This window comes from Acidisoma sp., from assembly GCF_035492295.1.
Classification (GTDB): Bacteria; Pseudomonadota; Alphaproteobacteria; order Acetobacterales; family Acetobacteraceae; genus Acidisoma.
This window is the reverse complement of record NZ_DATJJK010000253.1, coordinates 1-5,192: the sequence shown is the minus strand read 5'-3', so window position 1 is coordinate 5,192 and position 5,192 is coordinate 1. Positions and strand designations below refer to the sequence as shown.

At 66.2% G+C, this 5,192-nt stretch carries 3 protein-coding genes; 1 reads left to right on the top strand and 2 read right to left on the bottom strand.

The annotated features are described in order from the left end of the window. Positions 1 to 158: 158 nt before the first annotated feature. On the top strand, positions 159 to 362 hold the full coding sequence (locus tag VL752_RS19090) for a Trm112 family protein (RefSeq protein ID WP_325357685.1): 204 nt from the start codon (positions 159 to 161) through the stop codon (positions 360 to 362). A gap of 6 nt (positions 363 to 368) precedes the next feature. Here VL752_RS19090 and VL752_RS19085 read toward each other — a convergent pair whose 3' ends face one another. Both VL752_RS19085 and acnA read right to left on the bottom strand, forming a co-directional pair. Continuing rightward, on the bottom strand, positions 369 to 2,471 hold the full coding sequence (locus VL752_RS19085) for an FUSC family protein (protein WP_325357683.1): 2,103 nt from the start codon (positions 2,469 to 2,471) through the stop codon (positions 369 to 371). Positions 2,472 to 2,602: 131 nt separating this feature from the next. Further along, on the bottom strand, positions 2,603 to 5,192 hold a 2,590-nt coding region (acnA, locus tag VL752_RS19080; RefSeq protein WP_325357681.1), incomplete at its 5' end, for an aconitate hydratase AcnA.

Genomic DNA, 5,192 nt, shown 5'->3' with positions numbered 1-5,192 from the left:
GCTGGAAGCAGAGACGCTCGCGCAGCGTTCGGCTATCCTTCTCGCCCTGCTCGCATTCGGCCTGCACGGCCAGGAGCCCGACGGTGACGAGCCGCCCCGCCTCAGTTGAAGGAGAGAAGCGCATGAGTGATCCGATGGCCGCCGTGCCCGCCGAGGAGATGGAGGCTGAAGCCGCGGCTCCCGTGCCGCAGCCGGTCGATCCGCGACTGCTCGAAATTCTCGTCTGCCCGTTGAGCAAGCAGCCGCTGGTCTATGACCGTGAGCACGACGAGCTGATCAGCCGCGCCGCCGGCCTCGCCTATCCCATTCGCGGCGGCATCCCGATTATGTTGCCGGACGAGGCGCGCGCGCTCGAAACTTGAGAGCCGTCAACTCTCGAGCTTCGGAACGGCGCCGGCGATAAGCTCGATCTGCCGCGCGATCCGGGTGAGCGCATCCGCCATGGGTTCGTCTGCTGGCGCGTCGAGTGGCGGGCGCGGCGGCAGGGCCACCGGCAGGTGGCTGCCGGGCGGATAGGTCAGCACCATTTCGGCGCATTGCCCGATCCAAACCCGCCATAACCGAAGCGTTTCAGCCGAAACCCTTTGCCCGGACTCGGCTTCGGCGGCGGCCAGGGTCACGCGCATGACGGTGAGACGCCCCGAGATGCGACGCAGCGCCGCGTCGATTGTCAGCGCCGCGTTGAGATGCCGGCCGGCGACAAGACGCGGCTCCAGCATGCTGCGGCTGAGCGCCGATTCCAGCGTATTGCTGGCAAGCCCCGCCTGTCGCCGGGTGGCGTCGCACGCCGCCGCACTTCCGTCGCCCAGCAATTCGGCGAGCACGGCATCCGTCATGCGGGCATGGGCGGCGATGGCATCCTGAACCTCCTTCAGGGCGCGTTGCGGCTGCCGTCCGGGCCAGAGGGCGAGGCTGCAAAGCAGAGCCAGCACACCGCCGATCACCGTGTAGAGTGCCCGCATCAGCGCGATGGTGATTTCGGAGGCGCCGGGCGTGCCCGACTCCACGAGCAGGATGACCATCGGCGTGAGTGCCACGAGAAACAGGCCGAAACTGACCTTGCGGAGCATGAAGGCGATGACCGCCAGCGGGAACATCGCGAGGCTCACGGTCAGGGGCGTGTGCAGGACAAGGCTGAGGCCGGAGGCGATGAGGCCGCCCAGCACCGTGCCGCCGATCCGCTCCAGCATCCGCTGCCAAGTCAGACTGAAATGCGGTTGCATGGTCATCAGCAGCGTGATGGTCAGCCAGCGCTCGTATTCATGCTCGTCGTGCAGCGTATAGGCGAGACAGAGAAGACCGGCGAAACCCGCCATGGAAGCATGGCGGAGATGGGAGGACTGGCCGTTGAGGTTGGCGCGCAGGGGCCCCAGAAGCCGTTCCCGCCAGCCGAGCGCGGGGCGCCCGTCCGGCAGCGATCCGGCTCGCAGATTCTCGGGCGCGGCCAGCGTGACAGCGACGGAAAGGCGTTCGGTGATGGTCTCCACCAGCTTGCGGACGGGGTCATAGGCGCTGAGATCCGAGACATAGCCCCGAATCATGTCCAGGCTGCGGGTCATGCGCGGGATGTCGGGGGCCCTGTCGGCGTCGATGCTTTGCGCGATGACCGTGATCTCATTGCGCAAGTGCCGGAGGATGCGAAGCGCCATGAGCCGGTTGCGGACATGCCCGGCCTCCAGGATATCGGCGAGCCCGCTCAGGGCCGCGAAGGCCTGATCCACGGCTTCCAGGCGCAGCCAGGCGCGGGAGACGCGCGGGCCGCCATTGCCCTGGCTGCGGGCGAGGGCGAGGATATTGGTGCGCGCCGTCTCGATCGCGATGCGGCCGCCGCCCCGGAAGACACGGGCATTCTCCTCCCAGCGCGCGGCGCGGGCGGCCTTGTCCAGCGGGCTCGCTTCGATTTCCCGCATGTCCTGCGCCATGGCGCCGAGCGCCCGGTAGCAGTCGGCGATGCTGTGGCGAAAAGGGGCGGTCGTCTGGATGCGCCAGACGAGGCTGGTCAGCACAATGGCCCAGAGGCAGCCGGCCGCAAACATGCCGCCGGTAATCAAGGCCTGGTGCAGGCTCGGCTCCGGGATGTCGATCGCGAGCACGATCCAGACCGAAAGCAGATTGCCGACCTGCATGCCCGAGGGGCCGTAGATGCGGGCGAAGCTCGCGCAGAAGATCGCGACACCGGCGAGCGGCACGGCGAGCCACAACCCTTGGGCCCGGGCAAGGCTAAAGATCACGCCGATGAGGGCGCCAAAAACGGTGAAGGTAAAAAGCGGCGGCAGCCGCTCCTCGCCCGGTGTGCCGGCATCGGCCAGGCAGGTGAGCAGCGCTCCGAGCGCCGTCATCAGAAGCAGGGGGAAGTTCAGCCAGGCGTGCAGCACCACGAGGGCCGCGACCGAAAGCCCGGCGCGCAGCCCTTCCTGGACGCTGAAACCGGCTAAATCGAGGGAGAAGGAGGAGCGGGTGAGGGCGGTCACAGGAGGCCGGTGGTCTCATTGAAGCGAGACCCAGTTATGGGCGCGGTCTGCCAGGTGCGACAGGCCCCCGGCATGAAAAAGGCCGCGCGGCGAACCGCGCGGCCTCCTGTTTCTGCCCGATGGGCCGCGGATCAGGCGGCCTTCGCCATCTCGCGCAGGACGTAATGCAGAATGCCGCCATGCTGGTAGTAGGCGACCTCGTCCAGCGTATCGACCCGGCAGAGGAGTTTGACCTCGTCCGTCTGGCCGCCCGGGCGATGGATGACAAGCGTCAGATCCATGCGCGGGCGAAGCTCTTCGAGACCAAGGATATCCAGCGTCTCCTGCCCGGTGATCTGGAGGGACTTGCGGTCCATGCCGTCCTTGAAGGTCAGCGGCAGGACGCCCATGCCGACAAGGTTGGAGCGATGGATGCGCTCGAAGCTCTCGGTGATGACCGCCTTCACGCCGAGCAGCATGGTGCCCTTGGCCGCCCAGTCGCGGGAGGAGCCGGTGCCGTATTCCTTGCCGCCGAAGACGACGAGGGGCGTGCCCTCGGCCTTGTAGAGCATGGCGGCGTCGTAGATCGGCATGACCTTGCCCGAAGGGTAATGGGTCGTCACACCGCCTTCGGTGCCTGGCGCCATCTCGTTCTTGATGCGGATATTGGCGAAGGTGCCGCGCATCATCACCTGATGCGTGCCGCGCCGCGCGCCATAGGAATTGAAGTCCTGCGGCCGCACCTGATGCTCGAGGAGGTACTGGCCGGCCGGGCTGTCCTTCTTGATCGAGCTGGCGGGCGAGATGTGATCGGTGGTGATGCTGTCGCCGAAGAGCGCCAATTCGCGCGCGCCCTGGATATCGCTCAAAGGCCCCGGCTCTTTCGGCATGTTCTCGAAATAGGGCGGATGCGCGAGATAAGTCGAGCCCGGATCCCAGCTGAAAGTCATGCCCGAAATAAGCGGCACCTTCCGCCACTCCTCGGGGCCTTCGAACACGTTGCCGTAGCGCTTCTTGAACATCGTGTCGTTGACGGCGCTGCGGACCGTATCGGCGATCTCGCGATTGGAGGGCCAGATATCCTTGAGATAGACCGGCTTGCCGTCGGGATCCTCGGCCAGGGGATCGCGCGTCAAATCCATGGTGACGGAGCCCGCCAGCGCATAAGCGACGACGAGCGGCGGCGACGCTAAGTAGTTGGCCCGCACCTGCGGGTGGATGCGGCCCTCGAAATTGCGGTTGCCGGAGAGCACGCCGGCAACAACAAGATCGCCGTCATCGATCGCGTTGGCAACCGGCTCCGGCAGCGGTCCGGAATTGCCGATGCAAGTGGTGCAGCCATAGCCGACGAGGTTGAAGCCGAGGGCGTCGAGATCCTGCTGCAGGCCCGATGCGGCGTAATAGTCGCTGACCACCTGGCTGCCGGGCGCGAGCGAGGTCTTGACCCAGGGCTTCACCTTGAGGCCGCGCTTCAAGGCGTTACGCGCCAGGAGCCCGGCGCCGAGCATGACGCTGGGGTTGGAGGTGTTGGTGCAGGAGGTGATCGCGGCGATCACCACCGCGCCGTCTTTGAGCGTGTAATTCGCGCCCTTGACGGCGATCTCGCCCTTGGCGTGCTCGGGTGTGCGGCCAATTGCGAGCTTCGGCAGCTCGCCGGCGAAATTCTTCGCAACACCCGCAAGCCCAACGCGGTCTTGCGGCCGGCGCGGCCCGGCGAGCGAGGGCTCGACCGTGCTGAGATCCAATTCCAGCGTGTCGGTGAAGACCGGATCGGGCGTCGACTCGTCGTGCCACAGCCCTTGCGTCTTGGCATAGGCCTCGACCAGCGCCACGCGCGCAGGATCGCGGCTCGTCAGCTTCAGATAACGGATGGTCTCGGCATCGATCGGGAAGAAGCCGCAGGTCGCGCCATATTCCGGCGCCATATTGCCGATGGTCGCGCGGTCGGCAAGCGGCAGACTGCCGATGCCCGGCCCATAGAATTCGACGAAGCGCCCGACCACGCCTTTCTTGCGCAGCATCTGCACGACGGTCAGCACCAGATCGGTCGCGGTCGCGCCCTCGCGCAGCGCGCCGCTCATACGGAACCCGACCACCTCGGGCAGGACCATCGAGATCGGCTGGCCGAGCATCGCCGCTTCGGCCTCGATCCCGCCCACGCCCCAGCCCAGCACCGAGAGGCCGTTGATCATGGTGGTGTGGCTGTCGGTGCCGACGAGCGTATCGGGATAGGCGATGGTTTTGCCGTTCTCGTCCGTTGTCCATACCACCTGGCCCAAATATTCAAGATTGACCTGGTGGCAGATGCCGGTGCCCGGCGGCACGACGCGGAAATTGTCGAAGGTGCTCTGGCCCCAGCGCAGGAAGGTATAGCGTTCCTGGTTGCGCTCGAACTCGACCTTGACGTTGTTGCGGAAGGCCTGCGCGTTGCCGAAATTGTCGACCATCACCGATTGGTCGATGACGAGATCGACCGGCGCCAGCGGGTTGATCTTCTTGGGATCGCCGCCGAGCTTCACCATCGCCTCGCGCATCGCCGCGAGATCGACCACTGCGGGCACGCCGGTCAAATCCTGCATCAGCACCCGCGCCGGCAGAAAGGCGATCTCGCGCTCGGAGCTACGCGTCTTGAGCCATTGCGCCAAGGCCTTGATGTCCTCGGACCGGACCGACCGTCCGTCCTCGTTGCGCAGCAGATTCTCGAGCAGCACCTTGAGCGAGAATGGCAAGCGGGAGATGTCG